Source organism: Pseudonocardia sp. EV170527-09 (genome assembly GCF_008369905.1).
Lineage (GTDB): Bacteria > Actinomycetota > Actinomycetes > Mycobacteriales > Pseudonocardiaceae > Pseudonocardia.
Genome location: NZ_VRMC01000052.1, coordinates 1 through 18,103 on the forward strand (window position 1 = coordinate 1; position 18,103 = coordinate 18,103).

The following is an 18,103-nucleotide window of genomic DNA, read 5'->3' on the forward strand; positions in this document are numbered from 1 at the left end:
TCTCGTTCTCAGCAGAGCCCATAGGGTCTGATGTCATCACTCACAGTGCCCATCCCGCCGGACGCTGAGGTCCGGCGTGTCGGGCCGGAACCACCGTTCGTTGCACAGGCCCCAAGGCGGTCACCGCCTACGACCGCCCCGACCTGGCGCCGCGGCTGCGGCAGACGAAGGCGCGGCTGACCGACCCGGTCGTGCGGGTGCTGGTCGTCGGCGAGTTCAAGCAGGGCAAGAGCCAGCTGGTGAACGCGCTGGTCAACGCCACCGTGTGCCCCGTCGACGACGACATCGCCACCGCCGTGCCGACGCTCGTGCGCTTCGGCGAGGAGACGTCGGTGACCCTCGTGCGCGAGGCCCCCGGGCCCGACGGCGTGGCGACCGAGAAGGCCGAGCGGACCGTCGTCGGGCTCGACCAGCTCGCCGAGCACGTCTCCGAGGCCGGCAACCCCGGCAACCGGGCCCGCCTCACCCGCGCCGAGGTCACGCTGCCCCGCAAGCTCCTGCAGAGCGGGCTGGCCCTGGTCGACACCCCCGGCGTCGGCGGGCTCGGGTCCGCGCACGGCGCCGCGACGATGTCGGCGCTGCCCACCGCGGACGCGGTGCTGCTGGTCTCCGACGCCAGCCAGGAGTACACCGCCCCCGAGCTGGAGTTCCTGCAGGCCGCGCGCAAGCTGTGCCCGAACGTCGCCTGCATCGTCACCAAGACCGACCTGTACCCGCACTGGCGGCGGATCGTCGAGATCGACGAGCGCCACCTGCGCACCGCCCGGATCGATGCGGAGCTGCTGCCGGTGTCCTCCGCACTGCGGCTGCACGCGGCCCGCACCCAGGACCTCGACCTCATCGCCGAGTCCGGCTTCCAGGCGCTCACCAGCTTCCTGCTGCGCAAGGTCGTCGGTGCCGCCGACGACCTGGACCGCCGCTCCACCAGCCAGGACGTCCTCGTCACCTGCCAGGCCCTGGAAGCCACGATGCGGGCCGAGCTGATGTCGCAGAACGACCCGGAGAAGGCCGGTCAGCTCGCCCGTGAGCTGGAGGCCGCGCGGTCGCGCGTCGACGGGCTGCGCCAGCGCTCCGCGCGCTGGCAGACCACGCTGACCGACGGCGTCGCCGACATCATCGCCGACATCGAGTACGACCTGCGCGACCGGCTGCGCGCGGTCTCCCGCGACGCCGAGCAGCTCCTGGAGGACGCCGACCCGGCCGACATCTGGGACCAGTTCGCCGAGTGGTTCCACAAGCAGGTGGCCCACGCCGTCGCCCAGAACTTCGTGTGGACGACCGAGCGGGCACGCTGGCTGGCCGAGCAGGTGGCCGAGCACTTCGCCGAGGCCGTCGACGTGACCCTGCCCGAGCTGCGGGTCGCGGGCGGCTCGGTGGCCGGGCTGGTCGACCCGCTGGAGATGCCCGCGGACGAGAAGTTCGGCATCGGGCAGAAGCTGTTCGTCGGCGCCCGCGGCGGTTACGGCGGCATGCTGATGTTCGGTCTCGCCTCCACCTTCGCCGGGATCGCCCTGCTCAACCCGCTCTCGGTCGGTGCGGGTCTGCTGTTCGGCGCCAAGACCGTGCGCGACGAGAAGAAGCGCTTGAAGCAGCGCCGCCAGGCCGAGTCGAAGAACGCCGTGCGCCGGCACATCGACGAGGTCACCTTCCAGGTCGGCAAGGACTCCCGGGACAACCTGCGCCGCATCCAGCGCGACCTGCGCGACCATTTCACCACCGTCGCCGACGAGCTGTCCGAGGCGCTGAAGGAGTCGGTCGCGGCCGCGCAGACCGCCCTCAAGGACGACGCCGAGCGTCAGCAGCGCGTCGCCGACCTGGAGGCCGAGCTGGAGCGGGTGACCGGCCTCGCCGAGCGGGCCAGGGCGCTGGCCGCGGCCGTGGGCTCCGGTGGTCCGGCGTGAGCGCGCTGACCGAGCAGACCCGCGCGCTGCTGCGCCGGACCCTGGACGCCTACGGCGACTCCCCGCAGGCCGCGGGCTGGCTGCGCCACCACCTCGACCGGTTCGACGAGCCGCTGCGCGTCGCGATCGCCGGTAAGGTCAAGGCCGGCAAGTCCACCCTGCTCAACGCCCTGGTCGGCGAGCGGATCGCGCCCACCGACGCGGGCGAGTGCACCCGCATCGTCACCTGGTACGCCGACGCCCCCCGCCCCGGGCGTGCGGATGCACCTGCGCTCCGGCGCCGACCGTCCGCTCACCCTGGCCCGCCGCGACGGCGCCCTGCAGATCGACCTGCAGGGCGCCCGGGTGGAGGACGTCGACCGGTTGCACGTCGACTGGCCGTCGCAGCACCTGCGCCGCACCAACCTGATCGACACCCCCGGCATCGGGTCGCTGACCGCCGACGCGGCCGGCCGGGCCGGGGAGTTCCTCACGCCGGAGGACACCCCGTCGCCCGCCGACGCCGTCGTCTACCTGATGCGTCACCTGCACGCCGGTGACGTGCGGTTCCTGGAGGCCTTCCACGACCGCGGCGTCGCCCGCGCGACCCCGGTGAACACCATCGCGGTGCTCTCGCGCGCCGACGAGATCGGCGTCGGCCGGCTCGACGCGCTGATCTCGGCGCGCCGGATCGCGCGGCGCTACCGCGGCGACGACAAGCTGCGGGGGCTGTGCCAGACCGTCGTCGCCGTGGCCGGGCTGCTCGCCGAGACCGCCCGCACCATGCGGCAGGACGAGTACGTCGCGCTCACCGAGCTCGCCGCGCTCCCGCGTGGCGACGTCGAGGCGCTGCTGCTGTCAGCCGACCGGTTCGGACGCACCGACCTCGACCGGCCCGACGCCGCCACCCGGATCGCGCTGCTGGAGCGGTTCGGCCTGTTCGGCGTCCGGCTCGGGACCACGCTGATCCGCCAGGGTGTGAAGGACCCGACCGCGCTGGCCGACGACCTGGTGCGCCGCTCCGGACTCGACGAGCTGCGCTCGGTGCTCGACACCCAGTTCTCCGAGCGCCGCGACCTGCTCAAGGCCCGCTCCGCGCTGCTCGCCGTCGACCTCGTGCTGACCCGCGAGCCCCGCCCGGCGACGGCCGCGCTGCGTGCCGAGGTGGAGCGGATCCTGGCCGGGGCGCACGAGTTCGTGGAGCTGCGGGCCCTGGCCGACCTGCGCGCCGGGAAGATCGTGTTCCCGCCGGAGGCGCTCGCCGACGCCGAACGGCTGCTCGGCGGCGAGGGCGGCTCGGCGTCGGCCCGGCTGGGGCTCGACGGCGCCGCGGGCCCGCGCGAGGTCCACGACGCCGCCTCCGAGGCGCTGCGCCGCTGGCGGCGACGGGCGGAGAGCCCGCTGACCGGGCGGGCCTCGGCGGAGGCCGCGCGGATCGTGGTGCGCTCCTGCGAGGGGCTGCTCGCGGAGGCCTCCCGCCCGCACGCGCACCACTAGGCAGGGATCAGGGCGTCGCGTCCAGGGCGTGCAACGCCGCGACCAGCGGGGCCAGCTCGGGTCGTGTCGCCGCGTCGGCCAGTGCCCGTTCCAGCGCCCGGTCGTGGCCCGGGCGGGCGCTCTCCAGGAGCAGACGCCCCTGTTCGGTGAGCTCGGTGTAGATGCCGCGCCGGTCGGTGGGGCACAGGTACCGCTGCAGCAGACCCCGGTCCTCCAGCCTGCCGACCAGCCGGGTCGTCGCCGACTGGCTCAGCGCCACCACCGACGACAGCTGGGCCATCCGCAGGTGGAACCCGTCCTGGCGGGCCAGCGCGTCGAGCACGGTGTACTCCACCACCGACAGCCCGTACGAGCGCTGCAACGCCCGCTCCAGGTCGTCCTCCAGCCGGGCGTGCAGGGCGGCCAGGGTGCGCCACCCCCGCGCCCGCGTCTCGACCGCGTCGTCGTCGAGCGACATGGCATGCCTCCCCTTCGGGCGTCGGCGCTACGTTGGCGGCGTCAGCAATAACCAGCGTGTGCAACTATCGGCGCACGCTGACTGTTACACGTGCCGTCCCCACGATACGAGACGGCCGCCCCGACTCCTGGAGAGACAGCCATGCACCTCGACCTGACCGGCCGGACCGCCCTCGTGACGGGCTCCACCCAGGGCATCGGATTCGCCATCGCCGTCGGCCTGGCCCGCGCGGGCGCCCGGGTCGCGGTCAACGGCCGTACCGCGGACCGGGTCGACGAGGCCGTCGCCCGGGCCCGGGCCGAGTCCGGCGGGGACGTCGCCGGCGTGGCGGCCGACGTCACCACCGAGGAGGGCACCGCGACCCTGGTGGCGGCGCTGCCCGACGTCGACGTCCTGGTCAACAACCTGGGCGTCTTCGGCGCCCAGGAGGCCCTCACCATCACCGACGACGACTGGCGTCGCTACTTCGAGGTCAACGTCCTGACCGCCGCCCGGCTGATCCGGACCTACCTGCCCGGCATGCGGGACCGCGGCTGGGGCCGCATCCAGAACATCGCGAGCGACTCCGCGATCGTCATCCCGGCCGAGATGATCCACTACGGCGTGTCCAAGACGGCGCTGCTGGCGCTGTCCCGGGGGTTCGCCAAGGAGGCGGCCGGCAGTGGGGTCACCGTCAACTCGGTGATCGCCGGGCCGACGCACACCGCGGGCGTCGAGGACTTCGTGTACCAGCTCGTCGATCCGGCCCTGCCCTGGGACGAGGCCCAGCGCGAGTTCATGCGCACCCACCGGCCGCAGTCGCTGATCCAGCGGCTGATCGAGCCCGAGGAGATCGCCCACATGGTGACCTACCTGGCCTCCCCGCAGGCCTCGGCCACGACCGGGGCCGCGGTCCGGGTGGACGGCGGGTACGTCGACTCGATCCTGCCCTGACCGGGCGGGGTCAGCCGCGGTCGCCCAGGATCCGGCGGAGCTCGTCGAGCAGCTCGCTGCGGCTGCCCACCCCGAGGCGCTGGCGCATCCGGGCCACGTGGTGCTCGACGGTCTTCGCCGAGATGAACAGCGCCTCACCGATCTCACGCTGGGTGCGCCCCTGCACGACGAGCTCGGCGACCTCCAGCTCACGCTCGGACAGCAGTCCCGACGCGGCCGGCTCCGGGGCGGCCTCGACGGGTGCCGGAGCCACGACGGCAGGCTCCTCGGCCACCGGGCGGGGCTCCTCCGCCGGCGGTGGGACGGTCCCCTGACGCAGGTCCGTGCCCGCGGCCTGCAGGGCCCGCGCGCAGGCCAGCAGCGCCGACACCGCGCGCCGGTCCCCGGTCCGCAACGCCGCCTGCCCGGCGAGGCGGCCGCCGTCGAAGGACAGGCCGACGGCGTGCAGCCCGCGGGCGGCGGCCTCGACCTCGGCCGCGTCGACCCGGTCCTCCAGCACCCCCACCCAGTGCGGGGCCGCCGTCGCCATGGCGTGGGCGAAGCGGCTGCCGCAGGCCGCGCGCTGCAGCTCGTCGGAGCGGGCGCGGGCGGCCTCGACGTCGTCGGTGAGGACCGCGGCCTGCAGCCGTGCCCAGTGCAGCGGGGCGGCCCACAGCGCGGGCCGGCCGAGCCGGTCGAGCAGCGCGTCGGCCTCGGCGAGGTGCGGGGCCACCCAGCTCTCCTCCCGCAGCCGCGACGCCGCGGTCACCAGCTCCCCGAGCGGCTGCAGCACGTAGAGGTCGACCGGGTGGCGGACGATCGCCTGCCGGGCCCGCGTCCAGGACCGCATCAGGGCGCCGAGGTCGGACTGGCGGCGGGCGATCGCCACCTGCAGTGCCGCGGCGAGGAACTCGTCGCGCGGTTCGAGGGGGTCGTCGCCCTCGTCGACGGCGGCGAGCCGCTCCGACGCCGGGCCGGTCGCGCCGCGCAACAGCGCGATCCAGCCGAGCAGCAGCCGGTGCCGGGCCCGGGCGGGTGCCCCGCCGAGCCCGGTCCGCAGGGCACGGTCCAGTACGGACGCGGCGACGTCGAACTCCCCGGTGTGCACGGCCACCAGCGCGGCCAGCGCGGCCGGGGTGTCGGGCAGCAGCGCGGCGCCGTGCGCGGCCTCCAGGAGCCCGGCGGCGCGGGCCAGGCCGGACAGTGCTGCGGTCGGGGAGCCCTCGACCGAGTCGAGCACGCCGCGGGCGGTCAGGTCGTCGGCGCCGTCGACCAGGGTGGGCGCACGGCCGGCGACGAACCCGGAACCGCCACCGTCGCCCCCGACGACGGCGCGGGCCTCCTCCAGCGCCCCGGTCCCGATCAGGACGGGCACGGCCGCCGCGGGCGGGCGCTCCCCGGACACCGCGGCGGTCCACCGGTACAGCTCGGCACTGCGCGCCAGCAGACCCCGCCGGGCGAGGACGGCGGCCGCGACCGACCCGGCCCGGACGGCGTCGGTGGCCTCGACGGCGTCGGTCGCGGACAGCACCGAGTCGGCGTGCCCGAGCGCACCGTCGAGGTCCCCCGCGACGAGGTGGGCCTGCGCGCGGTGCGCGGCGACGGTCAGTGGAGGTGTCCCCGCGGCGACGGCCTCGGCGTAGAACCGGACCGCGTCCGGGCTCTCCGCGTGGGCCGCCTCGGCCGCGGCGGCCCGGAACACCGCGGCGGCGCGCTCCCCGGTGGCCCCGGACCCGCGCAGGGTGCGGGCGACGGCGAGCACGCTCCCGCCGCGGTCGAGCTCGATCTCGGCGAGATGGCGGCGCAGCTCGGCCCGCCGGGCGGGCGCGACCCGGGCGCGGATCGACTCGGCGACCAGCGGGACGACCCGCCCGTCGGGGGTGCAGAGCCCCGCGGCGACGGCCCGGCCGGACAGCTCGTCGAGCTCGGCGATCTCGGCGCCGACGCCGACGCCGGCCGCGTCGGAGATCCCGAGCAGCGGGACGAGCACCTCGCCGTCGACGGGGGCACCGAGCGCGAGCGCGGTGACCAGCTCGACCACCCGTGGGTCCTCGGCGTCGACGGCGTAGCCGATCTGCTCGGCGAGCTGCGGCGGCACCGGCCCGCCGACCCGCCCGTGGGCGAGCAGCCGGTCGACCAGCATCGGGGCCCCGGCGGTGCGCTCGGCGACGACCCGGACGGCCTCGTCGAAGATCCGGACCCCGGCGACGCGGGCGGCCCGCGCAGCGATCCCGGCCGCGTCCAGGGAGCCCAGGACCAGCGGCGGCGCGGCGGCGGCCAGCGTCGCGCCGAGCCGGGCCAGCGCACGGCTGCGCGGCCACGGTCGGAACGCGACGACCAGGCGGGCGTCCGGGCGGCCCGCGTACCCGCGCAGGTCGGCGATCGCATCGTCGCCGAGCTCGTGGGCGTCGTCGACGACCGTCACGTCCTGTTCGGCGCCGGCCTCGGTCCACACCCGGACGAGCTCGCGCAGCAGGGTCGACTTGCCCGCACCGGCCGGGCCGGTGACGGCCACCAGGCGCGGCGCGGCCGGGTCCTCGGCGACCTCCCGGACCAGCGCGATCGACGCGGGGGACCCGGCGAGCGGGCCGGTCGACGGCGCGGCGGGGGTGCGAGACGTCGTCGGTGCCGCCATCCTCGTCCGCCCTCCGTGTCACCCGTTCGGGTCGCCCGATCGGGGACGACCGAGGCTATCGGGTGCGGTGTCCGGTTCCCCCGGCGGTCCCGGCAGGATCACCGGAGTGCAGGACCACGTGTGGGCGATCGTGCTGGCGGGCGGCCGGGGGCTGCGCTACGGCCGGTTGAAACAGCTCGACGAGCTGGCGGGGCTCCGGCTGGTCGACCACACGGTCGCCGCCGCCCGGCGCACCTGCGACCGGGTCGCGCTGGTGCTGCCGTCCGGTGTGGACTGGGACGGCGAGCCGGTCGACGCGCTCGCCGTCGGCGGCGACCACCAGTCCGAGTCACTGCGTGCCGGGCTCGCGGTGGTGCCCGGCGACGCCGGGATCCTGGTGCTCGCCGACCCGGCACACCCGCTCGCCGCGGACCGGATCTTCACCGACGTCGTCGACGCCGTGCGCGCCGGAGCGGACGGAGCGGTGCCGGTCGTCCCGCTGCTGGAGGTGGTGCAGCGGGTGGTCGACGGCGTCGTCGTCGAGACCCTCCCGAAGCAGGACGCGGTGATCACCCAGTCACCGCAGGCGTTCCGGGCGGACGTGCTGCGGGCCGCGCACGCCGACGCGCCCCGGCCGGTGGAGAACTCCGGGATGCTCGCCGCGCTGGGCCACCGCGTGGTGACGGTGCCGGGGGACCCGGCGAACCTGCACGTGGCGAGCCCGGAGGACCTGGCCGTCGTCCGGCGGCTGGTCAGATGAGCGTGCCGACGTCCTGGCGCACCAGGTCGTCGGTGGCCCGCTCGACGACGGCCGCGATCGTCATCGACGGGTTGCAGGCCGCCGTGGTGCCCGGCATCAGCGACCCGTCGAGCACGTAGAGCCCGCGCTGGCCCCGCACCCGGCCCGCGACGTCGCAGACCGTGCCGATGCACGCACCGCCGAGCGGGTGCCAGGTCGTCGGCACGGCGTAGGTGGTGTCGACGAAGGTGCCGCGCACGCCGGTGATGCGGGCCATCCGCTCGTGGATGCGCGCGGTGAGCGGCGCGTCGCCGTCGAGCGGCCACTGCACGACGCCCTCCTGGCGCACCGGGTCCCAGGTGACGCGGCCGCGGCCGGCGCTGACGCCGTAGCCGACGATCATCGTGACGGTGCGGCCGAGCCCGAGCGGCAGCGGCGGCAGCGACGCCTGGATGATCGTGTTCGCCGATGCCGGGTCCGCCCAGTCCTTCGTCCCGAACACCACGGGCCCGCCCTGCACCGGGCCGAAGTCCTCGACGGGGGAGACCCAGGTGCAGATCCGGTCGCCGTTGGTGCCCCAGTTCTCCCCGAGGGCGTCGGGCAGGTCCGGGATCGTGTCGTGCGCGCGGGCGCGCAGCAGCAGCCGGTTGGTGTTCTGCGTCCCCGCGGCGAGCACCAGCGCCGGAGTCGTGATGATCTTCTTCTCCTGGATGGTGCCGGTCTCGTCGATCCGGTCGACGTGCACCTCCCAGCGCCCGTCGGCGGCCCGGATGACGTCGGTGACCTGGTGCAGCGTCGCGACGGTGACCCGGCCGGTCGCCTCGGCCTCGGCGAGGTAGGTGACGTCGACGCTGTGCTTGCCTCCGTTGTTCACACCGAGCGCGCCGTCGCCGTTGGTGTAGGTGGCCTTCATCTCCCCGCGCAGCTCGGCCAGCGCGTAGTCCCAGTCGATCGGCATCGGGATCTTCTCGACCTCGTAGCCGGCGGCCTCGGCGCGGTCCCGGAACACCCGCGACGAGCGGTAGGTGGGGGAGTCGATCAGCTCGTCGGGTGCGGTTTCCAGGCGCAGCATCCGCGCGACCCGCGGGTAGTGCTCGCGGGCGAGCACGTCGTAGTCGAGCTCGCGGGGCATCGTGGCCGCGAACAGCTCCGCGGTCGGCTGCAGCGTCATGCCCTGGTAGATCAGCGACCCGCCACCGACGCCCGCCGCGCAGAACACGTCCATGCCGTTGCCGCCGACCCGCTCCAGCAGACCGGTGTAGCGGCCGGGGGAAAGCGGGACCGCGCCCGGGGTGCTCCGGGTCGGCCGCCCGAGCAGCACCGACAGCGGGTTCGGCGGCCCGTCCAGCGGGTCGGAGACGGTGTCGAGCCAGAACAGCCTGCGGTCGGGGTTGGTCAGGACCCGCGGGAAGGTCTCCGCGTTCGGGCCGGTGACCCAGCGCCGCCCGCGCTCCAGCACGAGCACCGGCACCCCGGCCTGCGCCAGGCGCAGCGCGGTGACCCCGCCGCCGAAGCCGGACCCGACGACGACCACCCGGTGCTCCTCGCGGGTCACCGCGATCCGGCCGGGCGCTGCGGCGGCGACCCCGCTGCCCAGCAGCCCGAGTCCGGCGGCACCCGCCGCGCCGGCGAGGACGGTCCTGCGGCTGATCGTGCGCACGTGAGCCTCCCGTGGGCCGGATGGACACCTGTCCATCGGGTGCGGTGACCGTAGCGCAGTTCCCGCGACCATCGGTACCGGGTTCGGTACGTCGGGTCGCGCACTACCCTGGAGCCGGTGGACGAGGCGATCCTCCGACCCAGCGAGGTCGCGCCGGCGACGCGCGCCCGGCTGCTCGAGGCGGGGGGCGCGGAGCTCGCGGAGCACGGCGCCGAGGTGCTCACCGTGCGCCGGGTGGCCCGCCGGGCCGGAGTCTCCCCGGCGACCGCGTACAAGGTGTTCGGTTCGAAGGAGCACCTGCTCGCCGCGGTGTTCGTGACCCACCTGCGCGCCGCGCCCGGTGAGGAGCCGGACGACCGGCTGCCGGTGGAGGAGCGCGTCGCCGGCTACGTCGACGGTCTGGTCGCCGCCCTGGCCGGGAACAGCGCGCTGCGCGCGGTGTTCCTCGGCCACGACCCGGCCGCCCGCCGGATCCGGGACTCGGTGATCACCGACTTCCAGGACCGGTTCGACCGCGTCTGCGGTGACGACCTGTCCGGCCCGGCCCGACGCACCGCGCGGCTGCTGCTCGCCGGGGCGTTGGTGCTCACCGGGGTCGGCCTCGACGACCCCGCCGATGCCCGCGCCGAGCTCGCCCGCGCGGTGCGCGAGATGCGCGACGCGAACCGGTGAGCGGGGCTCAGACCGCGAGCAGCTCCGTCGACCCGAGCCCCAGCTCGTCGAGCGTGGCCCGTACCTCGCCGGTGTAGACCGGGTTCATCAGCAGCACCGACCGCGGCGGGGAGTCCAGCAGGTCCTTCGGCGCGCGGATCGGCAGCCCGAGCCCGCCCATGAAGCGGCCCTGCAGGCCGGGGTTGATGTCGACGACCGCGCCGACCGCGCCGGTCCCCTCCGCCCCGCCCTCGACGACGTTGAGGAAGGTCAGCCCCTTCGCCCCGCCGCCCCAGACGACCACCTCGTCGCCGGTCGCGGCCCGGCCGCCCAGCCACTCCCGCCAGCGTCCGACCTGGTCCGACACCCGGGTCGCGAAGTCCAGGCAGGCACCGCGCAGCGCGTCGCGCAGGTGCGGCTCCAGCACAGGCGCGCCCGGGGTCCCGCCCGGCCCCGCCTCGGCGACGACGTACTGGTCGGCGTAGGTCAGCCGCACCTGCGGGTCGGAGAAGCCGACCCCGGCCAGGAACGTCCGCATGGTCGCCGGGGTGAAGTAGGAGCAGTGCTCGTACTGCAGGTCCCAGAAGGCGCCCTCGTCGAGGATCCGGCCCAGGTCGGGCACCTCGGCGAGCAGCGCCCGGCCACCGCCGCGCCGCAGCCCGGCGTGCAGCTCCGCGCCGAAGACGGCGAGGTCGGGGATGTGCTCCAGGGTGTGCCGGCAGACCAGGGCCGCGGTGTCCGGCTCGACCTGGTCACGGGCGAACTCCGCGGGGACGGCGGTGAGCCGGTCCGCGAGCTCGGGCCGGACCCGCTGCGGCACGAAGTGCGGGTCGATCCCGGTGACCCGGCCGACGCCGGCGCCGAGCAGCTCGGCGGCGAAGTCACCGGACCCGCAGCCCACCTCGACGACGTGCCGTCCGGCCAGGCCGAACCGCGCCACCCAGTCCGCGGTGATCTCCGCGGCGTAGGCGGCGAAGCGGGGGGAGTGGTGCTGGGACTCCTCGTGGTCGCCGGTGTAGTCGAGCAGCCCCGGGTCGAAGTCGCGGTTGAACACCAGCCCGCAGCGCTCGCAGAGCACGAGCACCTGGTCACCGGTGGCCACCGACCGCGCCGAGACCGGGTCGGGCAGCACCGCGGTGCCGTGCACCGGCAGCCCGGTCACCGAGAAGAACGGATCGCTCGCGGGCGCGTCGCACGCGGGGCAGCGGTTCAGCACCGGGCGAGACTAGCGGCAGTCCGTCACCCGTCCGTGCGGGCGCTCTCCGCCCGCACGGGGCCCGCGCGTGGCCCTCAGCGGTTCAGCACGCCCTGCGGGTCGTGCACGTCCGGGACGGGACTGCCGGAGGTCCCGAGCAGCTTCTGCCACTGCGGGTGGTCGACGACGTCGGGCACGCTCTCCACCCGCCGCGCCGCCGCGAGTACCTCGACCGCACGGGCGGCGTCGCCCTCGGCGCCCGCGCGCACCGTGCGGGCCAGCTCCGGCCAGGTCTCCCCGCCGAGCAGGCCGTTGACGTCGTCGGCGCGGTGCGCGCGCTGGAACTCGCGCACCGCGGCCGCGGTGCGGTCGTCGAACCGGCCGTCGGGCTTCCCGGTCAGCGACCCGGCGTCGCGCAGCAGGTACTGGGCCGCCTCGACGATCGGCCCGCGGTCGCCGGTGCGCAGCAGCGGCCAGCTCGCCTTGGTCGCCTCGGTGCGGGAGAGCCGCCTGCCCAGCAGCCCCGCCACCTCGCGACGCAGCCGGGGCAGCGCGGCGTAGAGACGGTCGCCGGGGCAGAGGGTGTTGCGGTAGTCGCGGTGGCCGTAGAGCTCGGTCGGGGCGATCCCGTAGCGCAGGCAGATGTAGGCGCAGGTGATGCGCAGCGAGTTCCACAGTGCCGGCGTCGGGTCGACGCCCATGTAGGTGCCCTCGTTCTCGATGCCGATCGCGATGACGTTCTGGCCCGGCGAGTGCGCCCCCTCGACGACGCGGCGGCCCCCGTTGAGCTCACCGAGGCTCCAGAGCCTGCCCTCCAGCACGTGCCCGCCGCGCGAGATGGTGAAGTGCTGCCCGGAGTCGAGCCAGCCGTTGCGGTCCATGTGGTAGTTCTGGATCGCCCTCGCCATCCGGTGCGCGGCGCCGACGCTGTAGTCGGTCGTGTTCGCCCCGGCCGTGTGGTGCACCAGGATCCGGATCGGACGCCGGTCCCAGATCTTCGGTGCGGACCTCGGCTTGCGCGCGCCCCACTCGAAGCAGCGCGCGATGAACGGGATCGGCACGCCCTCCGCGAGGGGGCCGGCACCCGCCGGGCCGGGCATGCCCTCCGGCCCCGGGACCGCCGACGGACCGGGCACCGGGTCGGTGGCGGGCGGGGCGGGGTCGGTGGCCGGCGGCGGCCCGGCGAACGCCCGGCCGGGCAGGACCAGGGCCGCGCCGGCGACCGCACCACCGACCAGCAGCCCGCGGCGACTCCAGCTCTGCCCCGGCTCGCCCATCGCTGCTGCCCCCCATCGGCCGCACCGAGCCGGTACCGCCTTCGTCACACACGCCACATCCGTCCCGTGCGACTCCACACTCTCTCGGTTCACGGGAGAAGTACGGCGCGGGCGCGCCGGTCGAGCGCGTCACACGGGTGAGCGGTCCCCGACCCGCACCTGCGCCCTTGCCTGGGTTACCCGTCGGTAATACTCTGGAGTCAGTTACCGGCCGGTAAGTCGATCGGCCCTGGCACGAACGGCGGTGAAGGACGGATGGGCCACTACAAGAGCAACGTGCGCGACCTCGAGTTCAACCTCTTCGAGGTGTTCGAGGTACAGAACCACCTCGGGACGGGGCCGTTCACCGACGTCGACGTCGACACCGCCAAGGGCGTGCTGTCGGAGCTGTCGACCGTCTGCACCGGACCGCTGGCGGAGCACTACGCCACGATCGACCGCAACCCGCCGGTCTTCCACCCCGAGGACCACACGGTCACCACCCCGCAGGAGCTCAAGGACGCCTACAAGGTCCTCTGGGACGGCGAGTGGTGGCGCCTCGGCCTGCCGAACGAGCTGGGCGGCATGGGCATCCCGCCGTCGGTGCAATGGGCCGCCGCCGAGCTGATGTGTGGCTCCAACCCGGCCATCTTCATGTACATGGCCGGCCCGAACTTCGCCTCGATCCTCCACAAGAACGGGAACGAGGAGCAGAAGCGCTGGGCCCAGCTGATGATCGACCGCGGCTGGGGCGCCACGATGGTGCTGACCGAGCCGGACGCGGGCTCGGACGTCGGGGCCGGCCGGACCAAGGCGATCCAGCAGGACGACGGCACCTGGCACATCGAGGGCGTGAAGCGCTTCATCACCTCGGCGGAGCAGGACTTCACCGAGAACATCATGCACCTGGTGCTGGCCCGCCCCGAGGGCGCGAAGCCGGGCACCAAGGGCCTGTCGCTGTTCCTCGTGCCGAAGTTCCACTTCGACACCGAGACCGGTGAGCCGGGCGAGCGCAACGGCGCCTTCGTGACCAACGTCGAGCACAAGATGGGCCTCAAGGCCTCCACGACCTGCGAGCTGACCTTCGGGGCGCACGGCACCCCGGCCGTCGGCTGGCTGCTCGGTGACGTGCACGACGGCATCGCTCAGATGTTCCAGGTCATCGAGTACGCCCGGATGATGGTCGGCACCAAGGCCATCGGCACCCTGTCGACCGGTTACCTCAACGCGCTCGAGTTCGCCAAGGAGCGCGTGCAGGGCGCCGACCTGACGAAGATGACGGACAAGACCGCGCCGCGGGTCACGATCACCCACCACCCGGACGTCCGCCGCAGCCTGATGCTGCAGAAGGCGTACGCCGAGGGCCTGCGCGCGGTCTACATCTACACCTCGACCTTCCAGGACAGGGTGCGTCTCGGCGACGAGGGCAGCGGGATCAGCACCGAGCTGGCGGAGAAGGTCAACGACCTGCTGCTGCCGATCGTCAAGGGTGTCGGCTCCGAGCGCGCCACCGAGCAGCTCGTGCAGTCGCTGCAGACCCTCGGCGGGTCCGGCTTCCTGCAGGACTACCCGATCGAGCAGTACATCCGGGACGCCAAGATCGACTCCCTCTACGAGGGCACCACCGCGATCCAGTCCCAGGACTTCCTGTTCCGCAAGATCGTCCGGGACAACGGCCAGGCGCTCGCGCACGTCGCGGGCGAGATCCAGGCGTTCATCGACTCCGAGGCGGGCAACGGCCGGCTCAAGGAGGAGCGCGAGCTCCTGCGCACCGCGCTCACCGACGTGCAGGGGATGCTCGGCACGCTGACCGGCTACCTCTACGCCTCCACCAAGGACGCCACCGAGCTGTACAAGGTCGGCCAGCACACCGTGCGGCTGCTCATGGCGGTCGGCGACCTGCTCGTCGGCTGGCTGCTGCTGCGTCAGGCGACCGTCGCGCTCGCCGCACTGGGCACCGACGGCGTCCCGGCGAAGGACCGGGCCTTCTACGAGGGCAAGGTCGGCGTCGCGACGTTCTTCGCGAAGTCCGTGCTGCCCCGTCTGACCTCGGAGAAGGCGATCGTCGCGAACGCCGACAACGCGCTCATGGAGCTCGACGAGGCCTCGTTCTGATCCGGTTCCCCTGACGAAGGGCCCCGGGTGCGGACTCCCCGCCCGGGGCCCTTCCTCGTCCGCCGCTACTGCGCGATGTAGCTCTCCAGCTGCTCGCGCTCCTGCTCGAGCATGTCCATCCGGGCCTTGACCAGGTCGCCGATGGACACGATCCCGGCCAGCGCCCCGTCGACGACGACCGGCAGGTGCCGCACCCGGCGGTCGGTCATGACCCGGGCGAGGTCACCGACGCCGTCGTCGGGCGAGCAGGTGACCACCTCGGTGGACATCACCTCGGACACCCGCGCGTCGAGCAGCGCGGCGCCGTGGCTGTGCAACCGGCGCACCACGTCCCGCTCCGAGACGATGCCGACCAGCCGGTCACCGTCGACCACCGGCAGTGCGCCGAGGTTCCGCTCGGCGATCGCCCGGAGCACCTCGACCACCGGGTCGTCCGGCGCCACGGTGCTCACCGCGCTGCCCTTGCTCCTCAGAACGTCCGCGATGCGCATTGGGGGTACCCCGATCCCTCGCTGTCCGGCGACTGGAGGGATCAGGGTACGAATGTGACGTGGGTTACGTCACCCCCTGGACGCGACGATCACCGGATCAGCCGCCGCACTGCACGATCGGCTGCGGGTTGTACTTGACCGTGCGGGTCTTGCTCGTCGTCTCCCCGGTCTGGACGTTGCGCATGGTCCGGGTGTCGGTCGCGGTGAAGCCGGGCGAGCCCTTGCTGGGGCTGCACGGCTGACCGGCCGGGATGTTGACGACCTGCGGCTGGGTCGGGTTGGTCCGCGGCCCGGTCGTCGAGGTGACGTCGTACATCTTCTGGCCGACGAACGAGACGGTGACGTTGCTGGGCGTCCACGCCGTGCGGATCAGCACCGGGGTGGGGCCGTCGTTGCGGAACTTGACGTCGATGAGGTCGTCGAAGACCGTCGCCTCACGGGCCACCGGGTAGCGGCTGATGTAGTAGCTGTGTTCCTTGTGCTCGATGTCGGTCATGCCGGCGAAGTACGACGCGTTGTACAGCGTCGTCGCGAGCTGGGAGACCCCGCCGCCGACGCCGCGCGCCGGGTGGCCGTCCTCGATGATGCCGGCCTCGACGTAGCCGTTGGCGGCGTTGCGGGGGTTGCTGACGGCGTTGAGGCTGAACGTCTCGCCAGGCTGCACGATCTGGCCGTTGACGGCCTCGGCGGCGCGCTTGATGTTCTGCCCCGAGTCGGCGGCGAACCCGCCGGTGGTGAACGTCGAGATCTCGGTCGCGTTGCCCAGCGACTGCAGGTCGGCCGTGGTGATCTCGGCCGGCTTGTTCGCGTACACCGCGGCGACGGTGCGCTCGCCCTGGCCGGTGAGGATCGGCAGCACGTTCGCGAAGGTCGCGTCGTAGTCGATCCCGCGCCCGTCCTGCGACGGGACGACCCGCGGCGGGGTCGCGGCGAAGTCGAGCTGGGCGTCGACGCCGGGCTTCTCGGTGCTCGCCAGCTGCGGCTGGGCGATGTCCTCGAGGGTCTTGTTCGCGATCACCGGCTTCAGCTTCACCGGGCCCTGCGGGTCCGCGGTGAAGCTGAGCGCGGTGGTGATGTCCTCGGGGGTGATGGTCGCGTTCGCGCCCTCACCGGTGATCGTCAGCGGACCGGCGACGGCGGGCTTGGCGACCTCGTCGATGGCCTTCTGCACGTCGGCCGGGGTGGTGATCGCCTGCTCGACGATCAGCGGCAGCTGCACCGGCTCGCCGGAGGCCCACTGCTCCTCGACGACGCCGACGGCCGCGTCGACGTCGAGCTGCTGCCCCGGCTCCGGCGCGACCGGCATCGGGGTGACGCCCTGCCACTGGACCGAACCCTCCTTGGGCTCCTTCATGACCAGCGGGGCCATCTGCTCGAGCGCGGTGCGCACGGCGCGGTCGTCGGCGGAGTTGACCACCCCGACCTCGCGGGTGGTGAAGAACGAGGAGATCCGGGTGATCGGGTTCAGCGGCTGCTCGCCCGCCTCGTCGAGGGTGCGCGCGTAGTCGACCTGCAGGCCCGCGGCCTTCGGATCGATCTCGGAGCGGACCTCACCGGCCTGGACCGGCACCGGCGCGCCGGCACGCGGCTCGATCGCCGCCTGCAGCGTCTCGGTGGCCTGGGCCCGCGACATTCCACCGATCTGCTGACCGGCGACGACGACGCCACGCGGCACGCTGCCGGAGCTGAGCACGAGGTCGCCGACGTAACCGAGGGCGAGCACACCGAGTGCGGCGGCCGCGACGATCAGGCCGACCGGGCGCTTGCGCTGCGGGCCGTCGTCACCGCTCTCGCCGTCGCCACCCTCGTCGCCGCCACCCCCGTCGCCACCACCGGGACCACCCGGACCACCCGGACCGGTCGCGGCCGCGGGGCCCGCGGCACCGAACGCGCCGGCGCCGAGGACAGCGGTGCCCGCGCCAGGGCCGCCGGTGTGGATGCGGGCGGTCTGCTCGCCGGCGCCGCCCGTGGGCGGCGTCGCGGACGCGGCGGGGGTGACCCGGGGCAGGACCTGGGTGCGCTGTTCGCTGAGCGGGGGGACGCGGACGGTGTCCTGGTCCCGGCCCCCGCCGCCCCCGAGGGCCGGGCGGGTCGGGTCCTGTCCGCCGGAGGTCCGGGGGCCGGGCTCCGACGCGGCGGGCGCCGGGGCGCCGCCGGGCTGCTGCGGGGCACCGGTGCCCGGGCGCTGCGGGGACGGCTGGTGCCCGGCGGGCGACGGCGCGGCCGGGTCGTCCGCGGTGGTGGCCTGTCCGACGACGGTGCGGGCCGCGGGGGACTCCGGCGGCGCCTGCTCGGCGGCCTCGGCCGGATCCGCGGGCCCGGACGCGTCGGCGGCCGGAGTCTCGGCGGCCCGGTTCTCGGCGCTCCGGGTCTCGGTGGCCCGCGTCGCGGCGGCCGGGGCCTCGGCGGCGCCCTGCGGCGCGTTGGTTCCCTGCGCGGCGGCGGGCGCGGCTGTGGCAGGAGCGGCTGCCGCGGGACCGGGCGAGGGGCGGCGGGCGGGCATCACGGGGCGACCGGCACCGGCGGCGTCGCCGTTCGGCTGGTCTCCCGGCTCCGGCGCGGCCGTCACCGGCTGCTCGTCCGCGTCGTCGGACGAGGGAGGGCGCTCGGGCATGACGTGGGACTTCCTTTCCGCA

The 18,103-nt window shown here is 74.5% G+C and carries 13 protein-coding genes and 1 pseudogene; 7 read left to right on the plus strand and 7 right to left on the minus strand.

Annotated features, from left to right (window positions below):
- Nucleotides 1–191: 191 nt before the first annotated feature.
- The 3 genes and pseudogenes from FVA95_RS17050 (at nt 192) to FVA95_RS17055 (ending at nt 3,377) form a co-directional block, all read left to right on the plus strand.
- Nucleotides 192–1,901, plus strand: a complete 1,710-nt coding sequence (locus FVA95_RS17050) for a dynamin family protein (protein WP_240051550.1) — start codon at nt 192–194, stop codon at nt 1,899–1,901.
- Nucleotides 1,898–2,077: pseudogene (locus tag FVA95_RS32985) on the plus strand (GTP-binding protein); the annotation flags it as partial. The gene FVA95_RS17050 and the pseudogene FVA95_RS32985, both read left to right, overlap by 4 nt.
- A gap of 85 nt (nt 2,078–2,162) precedes the next feature.
- A complete protein-coding gene (locus FVA95_RS17055) occupies nt 2,163–3,377 on the plus strand; it encodes a GTP-binding protein (RefSeq protein WP_240051552.1) in 1,215 nt (404 codons plus the stop codon).
- A gap of 7 nt (nt 3,378–3,384) precedes the next feature.
- Here the strand turns inward: FVA95_RS17055 and FVA95_RS17060 are convergent, their stop codons facing one another.
- On the minus strand, nt 3,385–3,834 hold the full coding sequence (locus tag FVA95_RS17060) for a MarR family winged helix-turn-helix transcriptional regulator (RefSeq protein ID WP_149665108.1): 450 nt from the start codon (nt 3,832–3,834) through the stop codon (nt 3,385–3,387).
- Between the two features lie 141 nt (nt 3,835–3,975).
- Here FVA95_RS17060 and FVA95_RS17065 point away from each other — a divergent pair, with 141 nt between their 5' ends.
- On the plus strand, nt 3,976–4,767 hold the full coding sequence (locus FVA95_RS17065; protein ID WP_149665109.1) for an SDR family NAD(P)-dependent oxidoreductase: 792 nt from the start codon (nt 3,976–3,978) through the stop codon (nt 4,765–4,767).
- 10 nt (nt 4,768–4,777) lie between these two features.
- On the opposite strand, the gene FVA95_RS17070 is transcribed toward FVA95_RS17065, so the two are convergent.
- Nucleotides 4,778–7,381: a helix-turn-helix transcriptional regulator gene (locus FVA95_RS17070; protein ID WP_149665110.1), complete on the minus strand. Its 2,604-nt coding sequence runs from the start codon at nt 7,379–7,381 to the stop codon at nt 4,778–4,780.
- A gap of 106 nt (nt 7,382–7,487) precedes the next feature.
- On the opposite strand from FVA95_RS17070, the gene FVA95_RS17075 reads away from it, so the two are divergent.
- Entirely contained in the window at nt 7,488–8,120 is a 633-nt protein-coding gene (locus FVA95_RS17075) for a 2-C-methyl-D-erythritol 4-phosphate cytidylyltransferase (protein WP_205015886.1), read from the plus strand.
- Here FVA95_RS17075 and FVA95_RS17080 read toward each other — a convergent pair.
- Nucleotides 8,113–9,759, minus strand: a complete 1,647-nt coding sequence (locus FVA95_RS17080; RefSeq protein ID WP_149665111.1) for a GMC oxidoreductase — start codon at nt 9,757–9,759, stop codon at nt 8,113–8,115. The genes FVA95_RS17075 and FVA95_RS17080 overlap by 8 nt on opposite strands.
- Nucleotides 9,760–9,876: 117 nt before the next feature.
- Here FVA95_RS17080 and FVA95_RS17085 point away from each other — a divergent pair, with 117 nt between their 5' ends.
- Complete coding sequence (locus tag FVA95_RS17085) at nt 9,877–10,431, plus strand: TetR/AcrR family transcriptional regulator (RefSeq protein WP_149665112.1); 555 nt, start codon at nt 9,877–9,879, stop codon at nt 10,429–10,431.
- A gap of 7 nt (nt 10,432–10,438) precedes the next feature.
- Here the strand turns inward: FVA95_RS17085 and FVA95_RS17090 are convergent, their stop codons facing one another.
- Both FVA95_RS17090 and FVA95_RS17095 read right to left on the minus strand, forming a co-directional pair.
- Complete coding sequence (locus FVA95_RS17090; RefSeq protein WP_149665113.1) at nt 10,439–11,626, minus strand: class I SAM-dependent methyltransferase; 1,188 nt, start codon at nt 11,624–11,626, stop codon at nt 10,439–10,441.
- Between the two features lie 74 nt (nt 11,627–11,700).
- The gene (locus tag FVA95_RS17095) at nt 11,701–12,882 is read right to left on the minus strand and encodes an N-acetylmuramoyl-L-alanine amidase (protein ID WP_149665114.1); all 1,182 of its coding nucleotides are present in this window, start codon (nt 12,880–12,882) and stop codon (nt 11,701–11,703) included.
- 255 nt (nt 12,883–13,137) lie between these two features.
- On the opposite strand from FVA95_RS17095, the gene FVA95_RS17100 reads away from it, so the two are divergent.
- Complete coding sequence (locus FVA95_RS17100; RefSeq protein WP_149665115.1) at nt 13,138–14,976, plus strand: acyl-CoA dehydrogenase; 1,839 nt, start codon at nt 13,138–13,140, stop codon at nt 14,974–14,976.
- Nucleotides 14,977–15,041: 65 nt separating this feature from the next.
- Here FVA95_RS17100 and FVA95_RS17105 read toward each other — a convergent pair whose 3' ends face one another.
- Together FVA95_RS17105 and FVA95_RS17110 are read right to left on the minus strand one after the other, a co-directional pair.
- Nucleotides 15,042–15,467, minus strand: coding sequence for a CBS domain-containing protein (locus FVA95_RS17105; protein ID WP_149665116.1), 426 nt, complete (start codon nt 15,465–15,467; stop codon nt 15,042–15,044).
- Between the two features lie 97 nt (nt 15,468–15,564).
- Nucleotides 15,565–18,081, minus strand: a complete 2,517-nt coding sequence (locus FVA95_RS17110; protein WP_205015887.1) for a VanW family protein — start codon at nt 18,079–18,081, stop codon at nt 15,565–15,567.
- Nucleotides 18,082–18,103: the final 22 nt, after the last annotated feature.